General features: G+C 36.2%; 16 protein-coding genes and 1 tRNA gene. 10 read left to right on the top strand and 7 right to left on the bottom strand.

What is annotated here, in order from left to right:
• Nucleotides 1-70 precede the first annotated feature (70 nt).
• Complete coding sequence (gene gcvP / locus R3333_RS00340; protein ID WP_318956581.1) at nt 71-2,941, bottom strand: aminomethyl-transferring glycine dehydrogenase; 2,871 nt, start codon at nt 2,939-2,941, stop codon at nt 71-73.
• 1,050 nt (nt 2,942-3,991) lie between these two features.
• Between gcvP and rpiB the strand changes: the two genes are divergently transcribed.
• Both rpiB and R3333_RS00330 read left to right on the top strand, forming a co-directional pair.
• Nucleotides 3,992-4,435 carry a ribose 5-phosphate isomerase B gene (gene rpiB, locus R3333_RS00335; RefSeq protein WP_318956580.1) on the top strand — a complete coding sequence of 148 codons (444 nt, stop codon included), beginning with the start codon at nt 3,992-3,994 and terminating at the stop codon, nt 4,433-4,435.
• On the top strand, nt 4,429-5,838 hold the full coding sequence (locus tag R3333_RS00330) for a M28 family peptidase (protein ID WP_318956579.1): 1,410 nt from the start codon (nt 4,429-4,431) through the stop codon (nt 5,836-5,838). Before rpiB ends, R3333_RS00330 begins: the two co-directional genes overlap by 7 nt.
• Here the strand turns inward: R3333_RS00330 and R3333_RS00325 are convergent.
• On the bottom strand, nt 5,824-7,050 hold the full coding sequence (locus tag R3333_RS00325) for a TlpA disulfide reductase family protein (protein ID WP_318956578.1): 1,227 nt from the start codon (nt 7,048-7,050) through the stop codon (nt 5,824-5,826). The genes R3333_RS00330 and R3333_RS00325 overlap by 15 nt on opposite strands.
• 102 nt (nt 7,051-7,152) lie before the next feature.
• Between R3333_RS00325 and R3333_RS00320 the strand changes: the two genes are divergently transcribed.
• The 3 genes from R3333_RS00320 to R3333_RS00310 all read left to right on the top strand — a co-directional run bounded on the left by R3333_RS00320 (nt 7,153) and on the right by R3333_RS00310 (nt 11,180).
• On the top strand, nt 7,153-7,689 hold the full coding sequence (locus R3333_RS00320; protein ID WP_318956577.1) for an RNA polymerase sigma factor: 537 nt from the start codon (nt 7,153-7,155) through the stop codon (nt 7,687-7,689).
• On the top strand, nt 7,679-8,737 hold the full coding sequence (locus tag R3333_RS00315) for a gliding motility-associated C-terminal domain-containing protein (RefSeq protein ID WP_318956576.1): 1,059 nt from the start codon (nt 7,679-7,681) through the stop codon (nt 8,735-8,737). Before R3333_RS00320 ends, R3333_RS00315 begins: the two co-directional genes overlap by 11 nt.
• Nucleotides 8,738-8,840: 103 nt before the next feature.
• Nucleotides 8,841-11,180 (top strand): CotH kinase family protein, encoded by a 2,340-nt coding sequence (locus R3333_RS00310; protein ID WP_318956575.1) that lies wholly within the window; start codon nt 8,841-8,843, stop codon nt 11,178-11,180.
• A 290-nt stretch (nt 11,181-11,470) separates the two neighbouring features.
• Here R3333_RS00310 and R3333_RS00305 read toward each other — a convergent pair.
• The 3 genes from R3333_RS00305 to gltX all read right to left on the bottom strand — a co-directional run bounded on the left by R3333_RS00305 (nt 11,471) and on the right by gltX (nt 13,538).
• A tRNA-Cys gene (locus R3333_RS00305) sits at nt 11,471-11,541 on the bottom strand.
• A gap of 66 nt (nt 11,542-11,607) precedes the next feature.
• A complete protein-coding gene (folB, locus tag R3333_RS00300; RefSeq protein ID WP_318956574.1) occupies nt 11,608-12,006 on the bottom strand; it encodes a dihydroneopterin aldolase in 399 nt (132 codons plus the stop codon).
• A 2-nt stretch (nt 12,007-12,008) separates the two neighbouring features.
• Nucleotides 12,009-13,538 (bottom strand): glutamate--tRNA ligase, encoded by a 1,530-nt coding sequence (gene gltX / locus R3333_RS00295; RefSeq protein ID WP_318956573.1) that lies wholly within the window; start codon nt 13,536-13,538, stop codon nt 12,009-12,011.
• Nucleotides 13,539-13,666: 128 nt separating this feature from the next.
• Here gltX and R3333_RS00290 point away from each other — a divergent pair, with 128 nt between their 5' ends.
• The 5 genes from R3333_RS00290 to R3333_RS00270 are packed head-to-tail and all read left to right on the top strand — an operon-like array spanning nt 13,667 to nt 20,611.
• Complete coding sequence (locus tag R3333_RS00290; protein ID WP_318956572.1) at nt 13,667-16,993, top strand: DUF4175 family protein; 3,327 nt, start codon at nt 13,667-13,669, stop codon at nt 16,991-16,993.
• Complete coding sequence (locus R3333_RS00285) at nt 16,993-17,406, top strand: ATP-binding protein (RefSeq protein WP_318956571.1); 414 nt, start codon at nt 16,993-16,995, stop codon at nt 17,404-17,406. Before R3333_RS00290 ends, R3333_RS00285 begins: the two co-directional genes overlap by 1 nt.
• Nucleotides 17,407-17,408: 2 nt before the next feature.
• Nucleotides 17,409-17,822 (top strand): rRNA maturation RNase YbeY, encoded by a 414-nt coding sequence (ybeY, locus tag R3333_RS00280; protein ID WP_318956570.1) that lies wholly within the window; start codon nt 17,409-17,411, stop codon nt 17,820-17,822.
• Between the two features lie 20 nt (nt 17,823-17,842).
• A complete protein-coding gene (gene mnmG, locus R3333_RS00275) occupies nt 17,843-19,717 on the top strand; it encodes a tRNA uridine-5-carboxymethylaminomethyl(34) synthesis enzyme MnmG (protein ID WP_318956569.1) in 1,875 nt (624 codons plus the stop codon).
• A 21-nt stretch (nt 19,718-19,738) separates the two neighbouring features.
• Nucleotides 19,739-20,611, top strand: coding sequence for a class I SAM-dependent methyltransferase (locus R3333_RS00270; RefSeq protein ID WP_318956568.1), 873 nt, complete (start codon nt 19,739-19,741; stop codon nt 20,609-20,611).
• Between the two features lie 144 nt (nt 20,612-20,755).
• Here R3333_RS00270 and ispG read toward each other — a convergent pair whose 3' ends face one another.
• Both ispG and R3333_RS00260 read right to left on the bottom strand, forming a co-directional pair.
• Nucleotides 20,756-22,666 carry a (E)-4-hydroxy-3-methylbut-2-enyl-diphosphate synthase gene (gene ispG, locus R3333_RS00265; RefSeq protein WP_318956567.1) on the bottom strand — a complete coding sequence of 637 codons (1,911 nt, stop codon included), beginning with the start codon at nt 22,664-22,666 and terminating at the stop codon, nt 20,756-20,758.
• Between the two features lie 58 nt (nt 22,667-22,724).
• The coding region (locus R3333_RS00260; RefSeq protein ID WP_318956566.1) for a hypothetical protein at nt 22,725-23,118 on the bottom strand (394 nt) is incomplete at its 5' end.

The raw sequence follows: 23,118 nt of genomic DNA, 5'->3' as shown, positions 1-23,118 counted from the left end.
TGTGGCAGTAATATAAAAAAAGCTCTTCCCTATACAAGGAAGAGCTTTAAAATCTATAGTTTCGATTGTATTAAGCCATTTCGTAGCTTTCTACACTCGGACAAGAACACATTAAGTTTCTATCCCCGTATGCATCGTCAATTCTTCTTACTGTTACCCAGAACTTGTAATCTTTCAAGTATTCAATTGGGTAAGCTGCCTCTTGTGGAGAGTAAGGATAGTTCCAATCTTTGTTGATGATACAATCTGCTGTGTGCGGTGCATTTTTCAACAAGTTATTTTCTCTATCTGCATGACCATTTTCAATCTCTTTGATCTCTTTTCTAATGCTAATTAAAGCATCACAGAATCTGTCTAACTCTTCTTTATCTTCTGATTCAGTAGGCTCAATCATTAATGTTTCTGCTACTGGGAAAGATACTGTTGGAGAGTGGAATCCGTAGTCGATCAAACGCTTAGCGATATCTGCTACTGTAACACCAGAGTTTTGTTTAAATTCTCTACAATCCAAGATCATTTCGTGTGCTACTGTATTGTTTTTACCTGTGTAAAGAATACCGTAGTGCTCGCTCAATCTTGCTTTGATGTAATTCGCATTAACAATTGCCATCTCCGTTGAGTGTCTCAATCCTTTAGCTCCTAACATTTTGATGTAAGCGTAAGAAATCATTAAGATTAACGCTGATCCGTAAGGCGCTGCAGAAACTGCATTAATTGCTTTAGAACCACCTGCTTTTTCCATCATAACAGATCCTGGTAAGAATTCTGCCAAGTGAGCTGCTACTCCGATAGGTCCCATTCCTGGTCCACCACCACCGTGAGGAATTGCAAATGTTTTGTGTAAGTTCAAGTGACAAACGTCTGCTCCAATGTTACCTGGATTCGTTAAACCAACCTGAGCATTCATGTTAGCTCCATCCATGTAAACTTGTCCACCATTCTCGTGAATGATAGAAGTTACTTCTTGAATTGCCTCTTCGTAAACTCCGTGCGTAGATGGATAAGTTACCATCAATGCACCTAATCTATCTTTATGCTCTTCTGCTTTCGCTCTTAAATCTTCTACGTCGATGTTACCCATTTCATCACACTTCGTAACAACGATTTCAAATCCTGCCATTACTGCTGATGCTGGGTTTGTACCATGCGCTGAAGAAGGAATTAAACAAACTTTTCTGTCTGTATCTCCGTTTGCTTCGTGGTACGCTTTAATCACCATTAATCCTGCGTATTCACCTTGTGCTCCAGAGTTAGGTTGTAAAGACATTGCTGCAAAACCTGTAGCTTCACATAAATCTTTCTCTAACTGTTCAAACATCTCATGGTACCCTTGAGCTTGCTCCAATGGCGCAAATGGGTGCATGTGTGCAAATCCTGGGAAAGTAATTGGCATTAATTCAGATGCAGCATTCAATTTCATTGTACAAGATCCTAATGGAATCATAGAGTGTACTAATGATAAATCTTTGTTCTCTAAACGCTTCAAGTAACGCATCATTTTAGACTCTGAGTGGTACTTGTTGAAAACCTCGTGTGTAAACACAGCGTCAGCTCTCATGAACTCATCTTCTAAAGCGATAGTTGCATCTAAAGTTGTAGCTGTTGCATTTTTCTTAACAGCTGCTGCTAATACAGCTAAAACACCGTTGATATCCGCTTCTGTTACACGTTCTCCAAAACTTAAAGTCATTTCAGATCCACTGATGTAACGGAAGTTGTATTTGTTTGCTTCAGCTAATTTTTTAATATCATTTGTCATTACTCCAACTGGTGTTTTCAACCAAATTGTGTCGAAGTACTGATCGTATCCTAATTCGTATCCTAAAGCTACTGCACCTTCGGCTACTTTTTTAGCCTTGTTGTGAACAGATGTAGCAATCTCACGCATACCTTGTGGTCCGTGGTAAACTGCATACATACTCGCCATAACTGCTAATAAAGCCTGTGCTGTACAAATGTTAGATGTAGCCTTATCTCTTTTAATGTGTTGCTCACGTGTTTGCAATGCCATACGCAATGCTACATTATCGTCAACATCTTTAGATACTCCGATGATTCTTCCCGGTACGTGTCTTTTGTACTCTTCTCTTGTTGCAAAGTAAGCAGCGTGAGGTCCACCGTATCCCATAGGAACACCGAAACGTTGTGTTGAACCACAAACAACATCAGCTCCCATTGAACCTGGAGATTTTAACAATACTAAAGAAAGTAAATCAGCAGCTACAGAAACTTTGATGTTTTTGTCGTGCATTCTTGAAATAAATCCTTCCAAGTTTTTCTTTACTCTACCTAAAGCATCTGGGTACTGTACCAAAGCTCCGAAGAAAGTATCATCTCCTTCGAAAGTTTCTGGGTTACCTATAACTAATTCAATTCCTAAGTTTTCTGCTCTACCTTTAACTACGTCGATAGTTTGAGGGAAAGAGAACTCAGAAACGAAACACTTGTTCTTACCTGCTTTTACATCAGATCTTTTTCTAGCATTGTAGAACATGATCATAGCTTCAGCAACGGCAGTCGACTCATCTAATAAAGATGCATTGGCCAACTCCATTCCAGAAAGCTCCATTACCATCGTCTGGAAATTCAACAAGGCTTCTAATCTACCTTGAGAAATTTCAGCTTGATACGGCGTGTATGCTGTATACCATCCTGGATTCTCTAGAACGTTACGTTGAATTACTGGAGGAATAATAGTTTCGTTGTATCCTAAACCGATGAAAGACTTAAATACTTCGTTTTTCGCAGCCAATTCTTGAGCGTGAGCTAAGTACTCCTCCTCAGTTAAAGCAGCGTCAATATTTAATTCTCCCTTCAAACGGATATGAGCTGGTATTGTCTTGTCTACCAACTCTTCAACAGATTTAACACCTATTTTCTCCAACATAGCAGTTTTCTCTGCTGAATTTGGACCAATGTGTCTATTAGAAAAAGCGCTCATTTACATATATTTTGAGGCTGCAAATATACGTTAACCTTTTCAGATGGAAAAACAATTCAATCTACTTTATCTAAATAGTACTTAAGTGACAGTTTTTAAGGGTTTTGGAGAGTTTTTAACATATGTCATTAAATAGTGTTAAAAGGCCTCGTTATTCCATTAATTTTATACGGCTATCTAAGCATTTCACGCATCTCTTTTTATTTCACACCGAATTCTGTTTTTACATCGTTTTTTTACAGCTCTTTTTTCTCCTTTATATAGGTCGTGTGAAAAGGGTGTTTAAAAGTCTAAAAAGTAAAGACCTACTCAGGAAGATCTTAAAACTACTTTTACGGAGAGTATTTAAGTGTTTAACTAAAACTTTAAAAACTCTTAAAGTCCTTTGTTTACTGGTGTTTACATGATATTAAGAGGTGATGAAATTAGAGATAGCGATTTTTTTTCAATAATCCAAGCTTCGCACATTTAACCTAAAGAATAAGAAAAAAAGAAAAGAGAATTTTTTAAAAAGGTTTTACTATTACTTATTAAGGTGTTAATACTGTGTAAAAGAAAAAGAGATTTCAGTTGCTTTTTAAGTAATACACATTTAGGTCTAGGGTTATTAACGAAATGAATAGTTTTAGTTCTGTTGATTTTAAAAGGTTTAGCTAGGTTATTAACAATTAGTGCGTTTAGATGAACATGTAAAACTTTTTTAGTTAAAAACAGATTTCACCCCTCCAAAACTATGTGAATAACAAAACGGAAAAAATAATAACTCTCTATTGCTTTTTTCATTTTCATTTTGGCTTGGAATTATATTTTAATAATCCTAGCTTTTCTTTTCATTTTTCCTTGACAAGTATTAACAATTTATTCCCATTTCTTGTGCAAAAGTCAATTCCTTAAACTCCTTTAAAACAAAGGAATTATGAAAGTGGTTTTTGTGCAATTGTTAATAACTATGGATGAATGTTAATAAGGGTATAAAAGATGCAATGAAAGGTGGAAAATTGTTAATTACACCTATTAAGCCTTATTTTTGTAGAAAATAAAAGAAGTAAAATGAGTAAAAGAGTTATTCCAATTGGTTGTGATCATGCAGGTTACGCTTTAAAAGAGAAAATCAAAGAAGTATTTAGTGCAAAAGGATACGAGTTTGAAGATTTCGGTTGTCATTCTGAAGATAGCATTGATTACCCTGATTATGCACACCCGGTAGCGGATAAAGTAGCTGCTAATGAAGGAACTTTGGGAATTTTAATCTGTGGTTCTGGAAATGGAATAAGCATGACGGCGAACAAACATCAAGAAATTAGATGTGCTTTATGTTGGGAAAATGAAATTGCTCAATTAGCGAGAGAACACAACAACGCGAATATTATTTCTTTACCTGCTCGTTTTGTTACAGAAGAAGCTGCTTTAGAAATGGTAGAAACTTTTTTAACAACTGAATTCGAAGGTGGTCGTCACCAAAGAAGAGTAGATAAAATAGCTTGCGCATGTTAAAAAATCTAATCTATCTACCTATAATTTTCTTAAGCACTTCGGTTTTATCACAGGGTAAAGCCGAAGATTATGCACACTATATTAATAAGGAAGAATTATCAGAACATCTTCATGTAATTGCTTCCGATTCTTTTGCGGGTAGAGAAACAGGCTATGAAGGTCAAAAATTAGCAGCCGATTATCTTATCGCGTCTTTTAAGGAAGATGGACTTCAAGCACCAGCTACCCATCCTGATTATAAATTTCCCTTTCAAGTTTTAGAAACGGTATTTTCTGGAGAATTAAGCATTCACAAAAAACAATTGCACTTACAAGAGGATTTTTTCTACTTGTTTGCGAATGAGAAAATTCAAAGAACCGGAAATTACACCTTAATAAAGGATGTAAAGCAAAGCACAGAAAAGAATATTAAAGGGACCGATGTAATTTATTACGCCAATGATACGCTTACGAGTTTTGAAGTTATAGCAGAGTATAGAGCGTTGAAGAAAAACGGTGCAGCGAGTGTAACTTGTATTGTTCATAACTACAACAAGCACTTCGAAATTTTAGAACATCATGTCACAAGTTCTAAAATGACTTTATTGAATGAGGAAAATAAAGCACAAGTTCCTTTACTTTTTGTTGATGTTAATAAAGTTAGTAAGCGTTTGAAAAAATTAAACTTTTCTTTCGCCATCAGTACAGCATCTAAAATACTGAACACAGAGAATGTTGTTGCATTTATAGAAGGGTCGGACTCTATATTAAAAAATGAAGTTTTAGTACTTACTGCGCACTATGATCACATAGGTACTCACGATGGGTTAATTTTCAATGGAGCAGATGATGATGGAACAGGTACTGTGGCATTACTTGAAATAGCAGAGGCCTTTCAGCGTGCTAAGGATGATGGCTATGGGCCAAAAAGAAGTTTACTTATCATGCCAGTAGCCGGTGAGGAGAAGGGACTTTTAGGATCTGCATATTACGCAGAACATCCAATTTATGCTATGGAAAATACCATTACCAATTTAAATATTGATATGATAGGTAGGGTAGATGAAGCGCATGCAGGAGATCCAGATTATGTTTATATCATTGGTAGTAACATGTTGAGTGAGGATTTACACTTGGCGAATGAAAAAGCGAACAATACATATATAAATATTGAATTGGACTATGCTTACAACAGTTTAGATGATCCGAACCGTTTTTATTATCGTTCAGATCATTACAATTTTGCGAAGTATGATGTGCCAAGTATTTTTTATTTCAGTGGAATTCACGAGGACTATCACCAGGCTACAGACACTGTAGATAAAATAGATTTTGAGAAGGTTGAAAAAGTAAGCCGTCTGGTTTACCACACGGCTTGGATATTATTAAATGCAGAAAACAGACCAGAATTAATCAGCCAATAATTCTTCGATTAAAGCTTCTGTTTCCTTTTTGTAATCGATATAAACTTGTCCAGTTCCAGGACCATTGAATCCAGTATGAACTTTAACTATCTCTCCTTGCTTATTGATGTAAATTGAAGTAGGGAAGGAGATGATTTCATTTAAGAAGTAAAATTGCTCTGAAGCTAAAGTTTTAGATGCATTTCCACCAATTAAAAAAGTGTAATCCAAATCGTAGTTGTCTATGAGGCGTTTTACACTTTTAGTTTGTGACTCAAAACTTGTGCTAGCTTCATAACAAACAGCTATGATTTCTAAGCCTTGATCTTTGTATTTAGCTTGTAATTCTTTGTAGTATTTCGTTTCATCTAAGCAGTTCGGGCACCAGGTTCCCATAATTTGAATCAGTACCACCTTACCTTCTAAGTTTTCCTTAGAGTAGGTAAAGTCATTTCCATCCAAGTCTTTAAAGGTGAAATCAAAAGTATCCAATGCATTATTCACATAGGTTAAAGAATCAGGATCAGCTAAAGTAAAAGAATTGTCTTTTACAGCATACCACTTTGTTTTCCAGTGATTTCCAGAGTAAAAAGTCCCCCATAAAGTATCCTTTACTAAATCAGCTTCAAATAAAAATGCATGACTTCCATCAAAACAAGAAAGTTGAACTTTACCTCCGGTTGATAATCCATCTAAAAACCTATAATCTCCAGTTTCTGTTAAAAAGGTACCGGCTACATTAGCAGAACCCGCCATGTGATTAAAAACACCTAAAGCAGGATATGGAGTAGTAGAAGTATAATTAAATACTGTTTTCCATTTTCCTTCTATAGAGGTAATATTGGCTGTAGAAACTTCTACGGTTTTACCAATATATGTGGCTTTAAAAGGAAGGATATAATCTATTGAACGGTGTAAATTTTGCCAATAACCTTTTAAATTATTTTCATCATTTGCAGTGATGTACAACCTACTATTAAAGTCTTTAAATGCATATATTAAAGTGTCGTTAGATAGTTCTAACGGTTTTAAAGAGATAACTTCTGAAGCATTTTTTACTTTAATACTTAGTTGATTATTATCTTTTCTTTCTGTAATTAGTGTAAAGGGAATTACTGTACTATCGTTAATACTTAATTCGCTTTTCCAATATCCAAGAGCAGGTGGTGTATTGGCTTTTGCAAAATTTATGGTGGTGATAGTTAGCAGTAATACTGTAAATATTTTCTTCATGTTTTTAGCAATCTGAGCCAAAAGTATGTTAATTATTGTATCGAGGGGAAAGTTGTGCAACCTTTTTCCTAGTATTATTGTCTTTGTAAATGAATAGAACGAATGGATGAAGAAACACTTGTAAAAAAATGTGTTTCAGGTAACGCTAAGGCGCAAAAGACATTGTTTGATACCTATGCTCCTAAAATGATGGGAGTTAGTTTAAGGTATATGCGCGATGTTGCAAGTGCTGAAGATGTTTTGCAAAACGGTTTTATTAAGGTGTTTGGTAACCTCAAGAACTTTGATAACCGTGGCTCTTTGGAAGGCTGGATAAGACGAATAGTGGTGAACACTGCGTTGGATGAAATTCGAAAGAATAAGAAGAGACAGAATAATGTTGATATCACAGAAAGTGAATATTTGAGTCCGCAAAACGATTTCATTCTTGAAAACTTAATGGCAGAGGATTTGATGAAACTCATCCAAACTTTACCAGAAGGTTATAGAACAGTGTTCAACTTATTTGCCATTGAAGGTTATAGTCATAAAGAAATAGCAGAGCAATTAGGAGTATCTGAGAACACTTCAAAATCCCAATATTCGAGAGCGAAGGGATTTATTAGAAAATTATTAGAAGAAAACGGCATTGAAAGATAAAGACATATTTAAGGAAGTATTTTCCGAAAAACTTAAAGAACATAGTGTGGATGTGAATCCGCAATTGTGGTCTTCTATATCTAGTCAAGTTGGAGCAAGTGCTTCAGCGGCGGGTACAGGGTCGGCTTTAGGTTTAGGAGGGAAAATTATTCTTGGGGTAGCGGCAGTTGCTACCTTAGGTACTGCTACTTACTTTATCGCTGATAGAGGAGAGGAAAAAGCAGAACGAATTGAGCAAAGTCAAGCTGACGAGCAAAATATTCAAGACACAGAAGAGATCAAAGAAGGTGTTTCTGTTATAGTAGATAAAACGGTAAAAGAAGTAACTACTGAAGCAGAAATTGAAGAAAAACCTATATTGAAAGATCAGGATGAAGTTATCCAAGAAGTTGATAATACTGAGGAAATAGAGAGCTTAGATCCTTTAGAAAGTGTTCAATCCAATAAAGAAGATACAGAAGTTTCGAATAGAGAGACTCTAATAAATAAAGAGCAACCTACAACTGATGAAAATGAAGTTGAAGAAGATGAACCGGTAGTAATTCCTACGTATTCGATTAACTACGAAATTGATAGGAACATATATACCTTCAGCATAGAAGGAGGAGATTTCGATGCAATTGAGTGGGATTTTGGAAATAATGATTACAGTTTAAAGGAAAAAGCGGATTACTTCTTTGAAACACCAGGAAGGAAAACTGTGAAAGCCATTATAGTAAAAGGTGATGAAACGATAGAAGAATCGATAACCTTAAATGTAGAGGTTGCCGGTAAATTTATCCGTGTACCAAATACCTTTACTCCTTCAAATGATGGTAGTAATGATACCTACTTCCTTGAATCAGAAGGTATAGAATCAGCCAATATTCGTATTGTAGATCAACAGCAACAAGTTGTTTTTGAAAGTAATGATGTGAATTTTGTTTGGAATGGTGTAGGTATGGATGGTAGCGTGGTAAAGGAAGGAACTTATCATTTAATCATTATTGCAGAGGATGTAAATGGTTATCCTATTAATCTTCATAGAACGATTACGATATTTAGGTAAGGAAAAGATGAAAACCTAATACTTAGAACGGTTAATAAAAGTGTTAATTCTTTTGTTAACCGTTTTTTATTTGCGCTCTATTTCAAACTATTTTTGATTCAGAATGAAAAGGTTAACGAAATCGCTAAGTGTAGGATTAGGCATGTTGTTATGTCTAGTAAGTTTTGGTCAGTCTACTTTTAAGGCACAACCAATCCCTGGTAATTATCCTGACTTACAAGAAGTTAATTTTTCTATACCTGAAGGGAGTAAGGCCTATTTTACTACAGATGGAACAAGGCCTTCTTATTACAGTTCTCGTTTATCTTCAGTGGAAAAGATAGTTGGGAATACTAGTTTTTCTATTGCTATTTACAATGAAGAAGGAAAACGAAGCGACACCATTCTTTCTTATATCACAGACTTTAAACATGATATTCCTATCATAAGTATTGTTTCTAATCCTGCTAATTTTTTTGATTCAGCTATAGGAATTTTTGAAAAGGGTTGTTGTGCGGATACAATAGATCCTTACATAGGTGCTAATTTTTGGAAAGATTGGGAGAAAGTAATAAATGTTGAATTCTTTGATACCAATGGCGTAATTGGTTTTAATCAAAAAGCAGGTGTAAAGATATTTGGAGGTTACAGCAAGTCCATGCCGCAAAAATCATTGGCTATTTATGCTCGATCGAGGTATGGTAATAAGAAATTTGAGTACCCGATTTTTCCGCAACTAGAAATTGATAAATACAAGAACTTTGTCCTGAGAAATGGGGGAGGAGATATGTTAGCAGCTCATGCACGCGATGTTTTTGCAACCCAATTGGTAAAGGAAACAGGTATTGATTACCAAGAGTATAGACCTTGCGCTGTGTATATTAACGGTCGTTATTGGGGATTGTATAATATTCGAGAAAAAATTAACGAACATTACTTAAAAGCACATTACGGGTACGACAAAGATTCTGTAATTATTATGCGTCATATTTACGAGAGGCAACATGGTTCTCCGTATGATTACAGAAGAACCTTGAGATATATTCAGAACAACAGTTTAACGGATACTGCAGCTTTAAACTTTGTAAGTAAGGAAATAGATATCGACAACTATATCTTGTATAACATATTAGAAACCTATACCGCTAATGGTGATGCAGGTGGGAATATTCGCTACTATAAATCGACATCACCAGAAACAAAATGGAAATGGATTTTCTTTGATTTAGATCTTGGTTTAAATACAACAGGAAAACATGAAGTAGCTAAAAATACAGTAGAGGATTTCACAACCTATAGTACCGAAAAGTGGCCAAATCCTGCATGGTCAACTTTGATAATACGAAAAATACTGGAGAACGATTCTTTGAAAATGTTGTACATCAATCAGTTTTGTGATTTGTTAAGTACCACTTTTGATTCTACGAGAGCCATGTCTTTAGCGGATCAACTCAAAGCAGAACAACAGAATGAAATAGATGCTCATTTAAAAAGATGGGGAATTTACAGATCGCGTTATGATAGGAGCTGGCAGTATATTAAAGATTTTGCGCAAGCTCGTCCGAGGTATTTGTATCAATATATTCAGGAACGTTTTGCACTAGAAGCTCCTGTTCGTGTAGAAGTGAACGTAGATAAAAAGGCGGGAAGTGTTGATTTTAACACGCTATTACTCCAAGAAAACTATTCTGGAAAATATTTTCCAGGGGTAAAACTAAAAGTGAAAGCTACACCGCGCTTTGATTATGTATTCAAAGGCTGGAAGGGGAGAAGTGAAGTTTCTCCAGAAATTTATGTGGCAGTAAATGAAAACACAGTATTTGAACCCATTTTTGAAAAGCGTCCGAAGTCTGAATGGAGAAAGCAGATTATAATTTCTGAAATTAATGCAGCCCAAGCTAAGGCAGATTTGAGTGAAGATTTTGTAGAACTTTATAATCTAACAGATACGCTCATTGATATTAGCGGATGGATTTTAAAAGATAAAGAGGATATACATCATTTTGTAGTTCCACAAGGAACAAAGTTGATGCCGCATGCATTCCTAATACTTGCAGAGAACAAAAAGGCTTATTTAAAGCGTTATCCTGATGCAGATTATGTAATTGGTGATGTAGGATTTGGTTTTAAAGCGGAACATGATAAAATAAGGCTCTATGACGCTGATACGAACAGGATTGTTTCGATTACTTTGAAAAAATTGGGTGTTGCAGAAAATGATACAAGTAATTTAGTTTTAGAACGCTTCACTTATAGAAAGAAGGAGGAAAGTGGTTATTTATTAGAAGCTCCAAATCCAGGGGCAAAGAGTAAGGCGCAATTACTTTTTGAAGAAGAAGAAAAACGTAAAGCTTTTTATCGTCAACTTTTTTTTTACGCAGTAAGTAGTGCAGTTGTTTTGGGAACTTTGATTTTTGTTTTAGTAAGAAGAAAACGTAAACTTAAATTAAGAAGTAAGAATTAAGAATGTAGAGGGATTCTATTTTTCGAATTATAGAACCTTGAATTGTAATTCACAAAAAAGGGGATAAGCGGCTAGCTTTTTGAAGTGAGCCGTTTTTTTGTGCCGCAGAAAAAGTACCCTCAGAAACTTATTTTACAGTATTACAAAAAGTAGGTGAAATGAAAAATCTATATCAAGACTCCGGTCGATAATCTAAGTTGACCCGACTCCCAAGTGTAGGTAGGGGTTTCTCCAAAAAGTTATGGGCATAAAAAAACGCTTAATTCTATAAGAATCAAGCGTTTCTGTTGAGGTCCCGAACGGATTCGAACCGCCGTACAAGGTTTTGCAGACCTCTGCCTAGCCACTCGGCCACAGGACCATTATCGGGCGACAAAAATAATAAAATTTCTTTAGTTGTCGCCCAATATTTTTAATTTTTATTGAACTAGTTGTCTTTTCGATAACCTCCAATAGGGTTTTGTTGGAAAACATCCTCTTCGATGATAATCGCCACATTGTTCACATCTCCGTTAATAGGAGGGGTCAACTTAGTGATTTTCACCTTGATGGAATGTAGATCATTGATTTCATTTTTCATTTTATCAACGATGCGCTGTCCTACTTGTTCTATTAATTTAGAACGAATACCCATTTCAGATTTTACAATTTTGTTGATTTGTACATAATCAACAGTTTTGCTTAAATCATCTTCTTTGGCAGCATCGGAAAAGTCTGTGGTAACAGAAACATCTACAATGTAGTGTCCGCCCACCTTACCTTCTTCGGTTAAACAACCGTGAAAGGCATACAACTTAATTCCGTTTACTTCTATAGTATGTTTCATGCTTACGCTTCAGCTTTAAGAGCTGCAATATTTTTTATACCTGCTTCCATACGGGCAACACATTCTTCTTTTCCCAACAAGTTAGCAATTTCGAACATGCTTGGTCCCATTCCTTTTCCTGTTAACACAAGACGGAAGTTAGGAAGTACAGCACCTATACCTAATTCTTTCTCAGCTAAGAATGCTTTGAATTCTTTTTCAATATTCTCTGCGTTGAAATCTGAGATGTTTTTGAATCGCTCTAACCACTCTTCCATAATTGGAGTAGTGTGCTCTTTCCATTTTTTACGTACAGTTTTCTCGTCGTAAGAAGTTGGTGCATTGAAGAAGTAATCTCCTTCTACCAACATATCTTTTAAGAAAGTAGCACGTTCTTTCATCATTTCTACGATCTCTTCTAAGAAAGAAGCGTCGTATTCTTTATCTAAAAGCGTTTGTAATTCTTTCGCTAATACAGCTTTGTCTGTAGCTCTTAAATATTGTTGTTGGTACCACTTTGTTTTGTCAGCATCGAATTTAGCTCCTGCTTTTCCCACTCTTTCTAAAGTGAAGGCCTCAACTAATTCGTCTAGTTTAAACAACTCTTGCGGTGTACCTGGGTTCCATCCTAAGAAAGCCAACATGTTAATGAACGCTTCTGGTAAGTAACCTTGTTCTCTATATCCAGAGTATAATTCTCCTTCTGCAGTTGTCCAGTTCGTTGGGAATACAGGGAATCCTAAACGATCTCCATCACGTTTAGATAACTTTCCGTTTCCATCAGGTCTTAACAATAATGGTAAGTGAGCAAATTGTGGAGCATCCCATCCAAACGCTTCATATAATAAAACGTGTAAGGGAGCAGAGGGCAACCATTCTTCTCCACGAATTACGTGTGAGATTTCCATGGTGTGATCATCTACAATGTTTGCTAAGTGGTAGGTTGGCATACCGTCTGACTTAAACAAAACTTTATCATCTAAGTTGTTAGTATTCACAACCACCCATCCACGAACGATATCTTCGAAACGTACATCTACATTACGTGGCATTTTGAAACGGATGACATAAGGATCTCCGTTTGCAATTCTCTTTTCTACTTCATCAGCTGGAAGCGTTAAAGAGTTTTGCATAGAGTTACGTGTAACAGCATTGTATTGCCAGTTTGGCATTTTCATTGTTTTCGCACGCTCACGCATCTCAGTTAAACTTTCAGAAGTATCGAAAGCATAGTACGCTTTACCTTCTGCAACCAATTGTTCTGCGTAAGGTAGGTACATGGCTTTACGTTCAGATTGAATGTAAGGACCAAAGTCACCACCAACACCAGGACCTTCGTCTGGAGAAATTCCACACCAAGCTAAAGCATCCATGATGTATTCAAAAGCACCAGGAACAAAACGAGTTTGATCCGTGTCTTCTAAACGCAGGATAAATGTTCCATTGTTTTTCTTCGCAAATAAGTAATTGTATAATGCAGTTCTTACCCCACCCATGTGCAAGGGTCCAGTTGGAGAAGGGGCAAATCTTACGCGTACAGCTTTATCAGACATTTTCTAAAATTTTGTGCAAAGATAATGGATTAGCTGAACTGTTAAATTGTTAAGGGAGGACATTCTTGTTACAATTTTCTACGTTAGATAATATAACTTAGTAAGTTAAGCTAAATTGAAGGGAATATATGGGAGCATTTGATCGGTTAATAGAGCAAATAGATGCGTTTATACGCAAGTATTACAAGAATCAGCTTGTGAAAGGGATACTCTTGTTTTCTGCTTTTGCCTTGACGTGTTTTTTGTTGGTGAATCTTTTAGAGTATTTCGGTAGATTTAATTCTACTGTTCGAGCAGTGCTCTTTTTTAGTGCATTGGCTTTTATTCTTTATCTCTTCGTTTACTATTTCATTATTCCACTTGCCAAACTCACCTCTTTTGGTAAGCGAATCAACCGTGAACAAGCTTCAATTATAATTGGTGATTTTTTCCCAAATGTGAAAGATTCACTGCTAAACACCCTTCAGTTAGAGGCTGCTTCTAGAGATCAAAAACAATATGATTTGTTGTTGGCGAGTGTCGAACAAAAATCCAATCAACTGAGTGCAGTTCCTTTTGCATCGGCTATAGATATTAGAGAGAATAGAAAATATCTAAAATATGTCTTACCTGTTGTACTGACTGTTTTAGCGATAGCAGTTTTTGCTCCTTCATTTTATAAAGAGGGTACAGAACGCTTGGTGAATTATAATACACATTACGCGATACCAGCACCTTTTGATTTTGTTTTAGAAAATGATGTTTTAAAGGTTGAACAAGGGGAAGCTGTGGATTTATCACTACGTCTAAAAGCAACCAAAAACGAACCCCTTCCAGACAAGGTTTTTGTGCATTCGGATCAAGGTGTTTTTTTAATGGAACAGTCAACGAAAGATAAACGGTTATATACTTTCCCTAAAGTAACCAAGGATATGTCCGTTTATTTTTCAGCCAATGGTTTCGAAAGTGAAAGCTATTTAATTGATGTAGTAGGAAAGGCAAGTTTTGTAAAGTTCAATGCAGAGTTAATGTATCCTGCCTATTTAGGACTTAAAAATGAAGTGGTTGAAAATGTAGCTGATTTGTTGGTGCCTGAAGGTACAGTGGTGAAGTACGATATGTTAACTAAGAATGCAAAGCGCCTGGAGATTGGAGTTGGGGACAGTATTCAGATGTTCGAAGAAAAAGGTGTTAATTTTTCGACAAAAGTACAGCACGATGAACAGATTTCTTTTGCCTTAGTGAGTCAAGATCTGGAAAATAAAGAAGAGGTTTCTTATGTAATTGAGGTTATTAAGGATGCTTATCCTACACTTAGTGTTGTTCGGGAAGTTGACAGTACGGATATCAATAAAGTACGCTTTAATGGAGCCGCAAAGGATGATATAGGGATTTTAGAAGTTGCTTTTGTTTATACGGTTGAGGGTAAAGAAGGAACAAAGAGAAAGGAACGTACGGTGTTACCGGGTATTGGTCAAACCGAAGGACTCATAGATATGTCCTTTAACTTTTCGCAGTTAAGTCTTCTGCCAGAAGATCGGGTGAGTTATTATTTCGAAGTGTTAGATAATGATAAGGTCAATGGTTCAAAAAGAACAAAGAGTGCCATGTATACCTTGGCTATTCCTTCAAAAGAAGAATTAAAGAAAGAGAGACAAGAAGATTTAAATAAAGCGAATAGTGCTATGGAAGAAGCTATGAAGAAAGCTGAAGACTTCCAGAAAAGTGTAAATGATTTGAAAAAGAATTTACTTAATAATAAAGCAAGTGATTGGAATAAAAAACAACGCTTAGAAGATGTTAAAAAGCAGCAACAGAGTCTTGAAAAAATGCTAGAAGATCTGAAAAAGGATTTAGAGGATTCATGGGAGAAGAAAGATAAATTTTCAGAAGAGGAATTAGAACTGTTAGAAAAACAGGAGTTGTTGGATGAGTTGTTGAATGAATTGATGGATGATGAATTGAAGGACTTATTAGAGGAGTTAGAGGAATTGTTAGAACGACAGCAGGAGAATGGTCAAAAGGAAGTAACTGAAGAGGTTGAAAAAAGTGCTGAGGAATTAAACAAAGAATTGGATAGGGCTTTAGAACAACTTAAGCAGTTACAGGTCAATGAAAAACTTAACGATATAGAAGAGTCTTTAGAAGAACTTGCAGATGAGATGAAAGAGTTGTCTGAATCAGATAAAAATGCAGAGGAGAAGTTAGATGATCAAAAATCTTTAGAAAATGAGTTTGATAAATTGATGAAGGACTATGAAGAGACTTTAAAGGAAAATGAAGAATTGAAACGTCCTCTTGATATGGAAGACCTTGATGAGGATAAAGAGGATGTTAAGGAAGAGTTTTCTGAATCGGAAGAGAATTTGTCAAAGAGCAAAGAGTCAAAATCGAAAGAGAATCAGAAAAATGCTGCTGAGAAAATGAAAGAAATGGCAGCTAAAATTAATGGGATGCAAATGCAAAGTCAGCAAGAGCAAAACCAAGAAGATTATGAGTTTTTAAGAGCGTGTTTAGAATCTTTGGTAAATCTAAGTTTAAGCCAAGAGGCGAACATGGATGTGTTTGCAAATTTGGACAGTTCAGATCCAGATTACATCAATGTTGGTAGACAACAACGAAAAATAATGGATGATGCAGAACCTGTTAAAGATAGTCTTGAAGCCTTAGCGGTGAGGAACCCGAAGATTGCAAAGTTTATTGATCAAGAGTTAAGAGCTATCGAAAGAAATTATGCGAATTTATTGGAGGATATAGATGAACGTAAGTTGACTTCATTGGTAGTGAAGCAGCAATATGTTATGACGAGTTACAATAATTTGGCCTTGCTTTTTAATGAAAGTTTGGAACAGATGCAGCAAGAAATGCAAAGTCAAGAGGGAGGTAATGGAAGTTGTAATAATCCGGGAGGACAAGGAAAAGGTAGTTCGGGTAATAGTTCCATGGAGAGTATGAAAGAGATGCTTAAAAAACAATTAGAGAGCATGAAGAAGGGTATGTCTCCTGGAGGAAATAAACCTGGGGATAAGCAAGGTTCCTCGCCAATTCCGATGGGTGCTCAACAAGCTGCACGAATGGCAGCGCAGCAAAGTGAAATTAGAAGACGTTTGGAACAGATGAAGAACGAGTTAAACAAAGGCGGTAAACGTGAAGGTGATATATTGAATCCTTTGTTAGAAGAACTAGAAAAGCAACAAGAAGAGTTAATAAACAAACAGTGGAATCAAGAGCTTGTGAACCGACAACAAGATATTTTAACGCGTATGTTTGAAAGCGAAAAAGCACTAAAAGAGAGAGGGTTCGATGAACAAAGAGAAAGTGAAGAAGGAAAAAATACAGAAAAAGGTAACCCTATTGATTTTTTAGAGTATAAGAAGTTGAAAGAAAAACAACTTGAGCTATTAAGGTCTTTAAATCCCACCTTAGAGAGGTATTACAAAGACAGAGCGAGTGAATACTTTAATAGAGTTAATTAATGGCGGACGTAAGAGAATTTGTAAAATCAATCGAGGTTGATTCAACGATAGATAATTTAACGAAAGTAGAAGCTTTTGTAGATGATGTATGTTTAGAAATGGATGTACGCGATGAAAGTTATGGTAACGTATTAATTGCCGTAACAGAAGCATTTAACAATGCTGTTCAACATGGTAATCAAGGTAAGTCTACTTGTAAGGTGGTAGTAAAAGCTTATGAGGACACAGGGTTTATTAAATTATCTGTAAAGGATGAAGGAGATGGGTTTGATTATGATAATCTACCTGATCCGACAGCTCCAGAAAACCTAGAAAAGGAAAATGGTAGAGGTGTGTTCTTAATGAAAAGCTTGGCGGATGAAGTTGAGTTTGAAGAGAAAGGTGCACTCGTTATTTTAAGTTTTAAACTTTAATAATGGTTAATATATTTTTTGAAGATGTTGAAATTCCGAATTTAAATTCGGAATTTTTTGTTTCATGGCTTTCTAAAGTTTGTGAAACGGAGGGTAAAGTTTTGGATGAGGTGAACTTGGTTTTTGGTAGTGACGATTGGTTGCTTGAAAAGAATAAAGAGTTTTTAGACCATGATTATTATACGGATATAATCACCTTCGATTATTGTGTGGATAACGCAATTACCGGTGATTTGTTTATCAGTTGGGATAGAGTGCAGGATAATGCAATTACTCAGAATGTTTCACGTGAAACAGAGTTAAACAGAGTTGTTGTACATGGTGTTTTGCATTTATGTGGTTATGGTGACAAGTCAGAAACCGAAGAAAAGCTTATGCGTGAAAAAGAAGATGCGTACCTTTGTATGCTGAAATAGTTTCACGTGAAACATTTGTTATGATAAAAGAATACGATGTTGTAGTAGTTGGTGCGGGTCACGCAGGTTGTGAAGCGGCGAATGCCGCTGGTAAAATCGGTGCGAGTGTGCTTTTGATTACTATGAATATGAATACGATTGCTCAAATGAGTTGTAACCCTGCTATGGGAGGTGTTGCAAAAGGGCAAATTGTGAGAGAGATTGATGCTTTAGGTGGTGGTTCAGGTTTGGTTTCTGATGCAAGTGCAATTCAGTTCCGAATGTTGAATAGATCTAAAGGTCCAGCTATGTGGTCACCGCGTACGCAAAATGACAGAATGCGTTTTGCAGAAGAGTGGAGGTTGTTGTTAGAAAGAAATCCAAACGTGGATTTTTGGCAGGATATGGCAACTGAATTAGTTGTGAAAAATGGAAAGGTTACGGGAGTTAAAACGAATATAGGTGTCGAAGTAAAGGCAAAAAAGGTCGTTTTAACCAATGGTACTTTTTTAAATGGTTTGATTCATTTAGGTGAAAAACAATTCGGTGGTGGTAGAGCTGGTGAAAGAGCGGCTACTGGTATGACTGAATGTTTAATTAATCTTGGTTTTGAAGCGGGAAGAATGAAAACTGGAACTCCTCCACGTGTGGATGGTCGTTCTTTGGATTATTCTAAAATGGAAGTTCAACCGGGAGATGAGATCAGAGGTAAGTTTAGTTTTGATCCAAGAAGTAAGGCTTTGTTAACACAACGTCCTTGCCATATTACCTATACAAATCCAGATACTCATGAATTGTTGCGTTCAGGTTTTGATCGTTCACCAATGTTTAATGGAGCCATTAAAAGTTCTGGACCAAGATACTGTCCTTCTATAGAGGATAAGATTAACCGTTTTGCCGAACGTGATCGTCATCAAATTTTTGTTGAACCGGAAGGTTGGAACACAGTAGAGATTTATGTAAATGGTTTTAGTACGTCCTTACCAGAGGAAATACAATATCAGGCAATGACTACTATTCCAGGTTTTGAAAATGTGAAAATGTTCCGTCCTGGTTATGCGATTGAATACGATTATTTCCCGCCTACACAGTTGAAACATACGTTGGAAACTAAGTTAGTGGAAGGATTATTCTTTGCAGGTCAAATTAATGGTACTACGGGATACGAAGAGGCGGCTTGTCAAGGTTTGATGGCAGGGATTAATGCTGCTAATCATGCCCTGGGTAAAGGAGATTTTATCTTGAGTAGGTCTGATGCATATATCGGTGTATTGATAGATGATTTGATCACAAAAGGTACAAAAGAACCCTACCGTATGTTTACTTCAAGAGCGGAGTATAGAATTTTACTTCGTCAGGATAATGCAGATATACGTTTGACTCCGTTAGGTCATGCTATCGGTTTAGCGTCTGACGAGGCTTTACATAGAGTAAATGCCAAAAATTCGGGTACGGCGAAATTGAAGACCTTGTTGAACAAAACGAGTGTTACCCCTGAGGATATAAATCCATTATTGGAAGAGAAGGGGAGCAGCATCTTAAAACAACAGGTGAAAATTGATTCTTTAGTAGCAAGACCTCAATTGAAATTGTCTGAATTAATTGATTTGAATTCTAGTCTTAAAACAGAAGTGGATACATTGTTAGAAGGTCATGAGGATATTTTGGAACAAACAGAAATCCAAATGAAGTATGAGGGATATATTCAAAGGGAAGAAGATACTGTGAAGAAGTTAGGTCGTTTGGATAATCTTAAAATTCCGGAGGATGTAGATTTTTCCAAAATGGGATCGTTAAGTGCAGAGGCAGTCGAGAAATTAAACGATATTAGGCCTTCTACAATTGGTCAAGCCAGTAGAATTAGTGGTGTATCACCAAGTGATATATCTGTATTGTTAATTTATTTAGGAAGATAGTTTCACGTGAAACAAGATTTGATGCATAGAGAAGAATGTCCAGTTTGTGGTAAAACAGAATTTACGCATTTCATGGATGTGAAAGATCACATGATTACGAAGGAAGACTTTGTGATTGTAGAGTGTGATGATTGTAAATTTCATTTTACCAACCCTGTTCCAAGCAAGGATAAAATTGGCCCTTACTATAAGTCTGAAGAGTATATCTCTCATTCAAGTTCTAATAAAGGGGTTATAAACTTTCTCTACAACAAGGTTAGGGTGAAAACGCTACGCCAAAAATTACGTTGGATAGAAAGTGAAACCAGTGGAAAGCAATTGCTGGATATAGGTGCGGGGACAGGTCATTTTGTGAAAGTTGCGCAAAATCAAGGTTTCACCGTAACTGGTTTAGAGCCTGACGAGGACGCTAGAGCTTTTTGTAAAAAGGAGCATGGAATAGAATTACAACCACAAACTGATCTTTATAAATTAGAAGATAATAGTGCAGATGTTATTACCATGTGGCATGTGTTAGAACATGTTTATGATTTACAAAAAGACATCAAAGAGATTCGACGTATACTAAAACCAGGAGGTGTTTTGTTTGTAGCTGTTCCAAATATGGCGAGTTATGATGCAGAATACTACAAAGAGTTCTGGGCGGCCTATGATGTTCCACGACATTTATATCATTTCAAGAAGAAAGACATTGATAAGCTCTTTTGTTTAAATGATATTAAAATGTGTAAAGTGCTCCCTATGAAGTTTGATTCTTTTTACGTTTCAATGCTTTCAGAAAAATATAAAGGAGGAAATATTTTGAAAGCCGCCTTCATTGGCTTCCTTTCAAATTTGAATTCTAAAAAAGGTGGATTTAGTAGTCAGGTATATGTTTTAAGACATGATGATTAAGATTAGACACTTATTTTAACGTATAAAGGCCCATTTAGGGCCTTTTTTTATGTCTGAAAGGGAAATACCTTAGCTGTTTCGAGTTCTACGAGTATACGAAGCGTAATTTTTGCTTCGAGACCCAGTTTTTGTTAAAATATGAAATTATTGTGAAGAAACTTCATTCCAGTCGCCGTAGCTTTTGATAAGGTCAATGAGAGCATCTACAGCTTCGTCTTCAGGTACATTTCTTTTGATAACCTCTTTTTCTTTGTACAAATTAATTTTACCTGGTCCTGTTCCCACATAACCATAATCTGCATCAGCCATTTCTCCTGGACCGTTTACAATACATCCCATGATCCCAATTTTGACTCCCTTAAGGTGAGATGTGCTTTTTCGAATTTTTGCAGTTGTTTCTTGCAGGTCGAACAAAGTTCTACCACAAGAAGGGCAAGAAATGTATTCTGTTCTCGAAATGCGTGTTCGCGTTGCTTGTAGAATACCAAAAGCTGTACTTGTAGTTGCTAGATAGGGTAGGTGTTGTTCATTTTGGATAAATAAACCGTCTCCAAAGCCGTCTATGAGTATTGAACCAGCCATTGCTCCAGTTTCAAGCTGATAGTGCTCTAAATCGGCTGTATTTAGCTTTAAATTGAGTATCACGGGTACTTCAATGTTTCCAAGTGATAGATGATTAAAGAATTTTCTAAATGATTGGGTAAAACTTCCCGCTGCTTCAGCAATAAGCACCGTGTTTTCTGGTAATTGACTTAAGTCTATATTGTAATCGTTTACGTTTATCTTTAAAAAGTTGATTTTAGCCTTACTTTCGGCTAAGGTGTTTACTGTTGTATGTAAAGGGAAAAAGTGATCTTTTTCACTGTAGTTTTCCTTAAAATTTTCAAAATCACAAATAATACCCAAGTATCCAGGAGTTTCAAAATCGACCTTTTGATTACCTACGTAGATGTAATCTGCAGCTAAATCTTTTTGATTCCATTTGTCTAATTCAACGTTGTAATTATGGCCGAATCCAAATAGGTGAGAAGCTTTAATATTTTCTGTAGTGTGTAAATCACCAATTACAACAGGTACGTGTTTATGACCAATGTTGTGAACCTCGAAACTATCTCTTCGTGTATAATGAAAGGGATCATATTGAAGTGTTTCAATTGGTTCAACCTCATTCCTTTTTTCTTCTTCGTAAATCTTTACGAGTTTTTGTGCTACTGGTATTTCAAATTCGGGTGCTTCTGTTAAGCTCACACGAATTGTATCACCTAATCCATCGGCTAGTAAAGCACCAATTCCTACAGCACTTTTGATTCTTCCGTCTTCACCATCACCGGCTTCAGTTACACCTAGATGTAGCGGATAATTCATACCTTCTTTGATCATAGTAGCTACAAGCAAACGGTAAGCTTGGACCATTACAAGGGTGTTACTGGCTTTCATAGAAATTACAATCTCATGGAAATCATTCTTTCTACAAATGCGTAAAAATTCCATGGCAGACTCAACCATGCCTTCGGGAGTATCTCCGTAACGACTCAAAATTCTATCGGATAAAGAACCGTGGTTGGTACCAATACGCATTGCCGTTCCCTCTTTCTTACACAAGAGCACTAGAGGTGTAAATTTCTTTTCTATACGTTCAAGCTCTGCCTGGTAACTTTCGTCGTTGTATTCGATTTCCTCGAATTTCTTCTTATCGGCGTAGTTTCCTGGGTTTACTCTAACCTTTTCAATTTTTGTGGCTGCGATTTCTGCCGCATTGGGTGTAAAATGAATATCAGCCACCAGGGGAGTGTCGTATCCTTTGGCTAATAATTCAGCCTTAATAACACCTAAGTTTTCGGCTTCCTTTTTAGAAGGTGCAGTTAATCTTACTAATTCACATCCAGCATCTATCATACGGATAGATTCTTCTACAGAACCTTGCGTATCCATAGTATCAGCTGTGGTCATACTTTGAATTCGAATAGGAGCGTTGCCACCTAAGGTCAAATTTCCAATTTTAACTTCTCTAGTTTTAAATCGAGTACGTTGTGTAAGTGAATTACAATATTTCATGTGTTAATCTTATATCTCTTGTGTGCTACAAATATCTTGTTTTAAAGGGAGATTTAGTCTATTCTCCTTTCTTTTTCTTTGTAAGGGCTTCATGAATTTGTTGGGCGTGAGCTTGCAATCCATAATGTGCCGATATATAGGATCTACGCTTTAAAATAGCAGTAGGATCTATAGCCGTTGAAAAACAATTTTCAAGAGCTGTTTTAATTTCTTCAGGCGTATTGGCTATACAACAAAACTCTTCCATTTTTGTTCCAGCAAGCATCTCATTATTCGCGATAATATATCCACCGTTACTCAAAGCATTGATGAGTTTATGTTTAATCCCTGTGGCCTGAAAGGTAATAAGTAGATTGACCTTTGCTTTTGCAATGAGTTGGTACAATTCTTTGTCAGACGGTGATACGCTAACTTCTACTTGTGGATGTGCCTCCAAAAGTTTTAAAAATTCT

Source organism: Lishizhenia sp., from assembly GCF_033720595.1.
Lineage (GTDB): Bacteria > Bacteroidota > Bacteroidia > Flavobacteriales_D > Crocinitomicaceae > Lishizhenia.
Note: the sequence above shows the minus strand (reverse complement) of the source record. Positions and strands in the feature narration are given on the sequence as shown.

Bases quoted from the DNA above. Each gene is read 5' to 3' on its own strand.
- gcvP (WP_318956581.1), bottom strand. From the start codon at position 2,941: ATGAGCGCTTTTTCTAATAGACACATTGGTCCAAATTCAGCAGAGAAA.
- rpiB (WP_318956580.1), top strand. From the start codon at position 3,992: ATGAGTAAAAGAGTTATTCCAATTGGTTGTGATCATGCAGGTTACGCT.
- R3333_RS00330 (WP_318956579.1), top strand. From the start codon at position 4,429: ATGTTAAAAAATCTAATCTATCTACCTATAATTTTCTTAAGCACTTCG.
- R3333_RS00325 (WP_318956578.1), bottom strand. From the start codon at position 7,050: ATGAAGAAAATATTTACAGTATTACTGCTAACTATCACCACCATAAAT.
- R3333_RS00320 (WP_318956577.1), top strand. From the start codon at position 7,153: ATGGATGAAGAAACACTTGTAAAAAAATGTGTTTCAGGTAACGCTAAG.
- R3333_RS00310 (WP_318956575.1), top strand. From the start codon at position 8,841: ATGAAAAGGTTAACGAAATCGCTAAGTGTAGGATTAGGCATGTTGTTA.
- folB (WP_318956574.1), bottom strand. From the start codon at position 12,006: ATGAAACATACTATAGAAGTAAACGGAATTAAGTTGTATGCCTTTCAC.
- gltX (WP_318956573.1), bottom strand. From the start codon at position 13,538: ATGTCTGATAAAGCTGTACGCGTAAGATTTGCCCCTTCTCCAACTGGA.
- R3333_RS00290 (WP_318956572.1), top strand. From the start codon at position 13,667: ATGGGAGCATTTGATCGGTTAATAGAGCAAATAGATGCGTTTATACGC.
- R3333_RS00285 (WP_318956571.1), top strand. From the start codon at position 16,993: ATGGCGGACGTAAGAGAATTTGTAAAATCAATCGAGGTTGATTCAACG.
- ybeY (WP_318956570.1), top strand. From the start codon at position 17,409: ATGGTTAATATATTTTTTGAAGATGTTGAAATTCCGAATTTAAATTCG.
- mnmG (WP_318956569.1), top strand. From the start codon at position 17,843: ATGATAAAAGAATACGATGTTGTAGTAGTTGGTGCGGGTCACGCAGGT.
- R3333_RS00270 (WP_318956568.1), top strand. From the start codon at position 19,739: ATGCATAGAGAAGAATGTCCAGTTTGTGGTAAAACAGAATTTACGCAT.
- ispG (WP_318956567.1), bottom strand. From the start codon at position 22,666: ATGAAATATTGTAATTCACTTACACAACGTACTCGATTTAAAACTAGA.